The organism is Escherichia sp. MOD1-EC5189 (assembly GCF_002966045.1).
GTDB lineage: Bacteria > Pseudomonadota > Gammaproteobacteria > Enterobacterales > Enterobacteriaceae > Escherichia > Escherichia coli_F.
In genome coordinates this window covers 1-749 of the sequence record NZ_PTRX01000100.1, presented here as the reverse complement: position 1 = coordinate 749, position 749 = coordinate 1, and the positions used below count along the sequence as shown (strand labels likewise).

Annotated in this window: 1 protein-coding gene; it reads left to right on the top strand. The window is 48.3% G+C overall.

Annotated features, from left to right (window positions below; all coding sequences use genetic code 11):
• Window positions 1–690: phage tail tip domain-containing protein (locus tag ATB02_RS25705; RefSeq protein WP_213077671.1), on the top strand; the 690-nt coding region annotated here is incomplete at its 5' end.
• Between the last annotated feature and the right edge of the window lie 59 nt (window positions 691–749).

Genomic DNA, 749 nt, shown 5'->3' with positions numbered 1-749 from the left:
AACGGGAATGAAACGCCGATGTTTGTGGCGCAGGGCAACCAGATATTCATGAACGACGTGTTCCTGAAGCGCCTGACAGCCCCCACCATTACCAGCGGTGGCAGTCCTCCGGTATTTTCCCTGACATCAGACGGAAAGCTGACCGCTAAAAATGCGGATATCAGTGGCAGTGTGAATGCGAACTCAGGAACGCTCAACAATGTCACGATTAACCAGAACTGTACGATTAAGGGCATGCTGGAGGCGACCCAGGTCAGAGGGGATTTCGTTAAAGCTGTATCAAAAGCCTTCCCGAAAAAAGTCGGTACGTGGGGTAACACGGAAACACCAAACGGTACGGTTACAGTCACCATCAGCGATGATCATAACTTTGACCGCCAGATTATTATTCCGCCCATTATTTTTAACGGTATAGCGTATGACGATCCGGGGAGCGGAAATAACCCGGGAGGCACGCGATACACGGGTTATGGTTTTGAAGTTCGCAAAAACGGCGTATTAATCGCATCCAGAGAAACTAAAGGGGCCATTCCCGGTAGTTACAGTGCAGTTATTGATATGCCTAGTGGTGGTGGTAGCGTCACTCTGGAGTTTAAGATTTTCCAGAAAGGCAATCAGGGGGCAGGCAATATCACCGACTGTACGGTGATTGTGACCAAAAAAGCGGCTTCCGGCATCAGTATTCGTTGAAATATTTATAACCCCAATAAATGGCGTCAGGAATGACGCCTTTTTTATTGCAGAAAAGC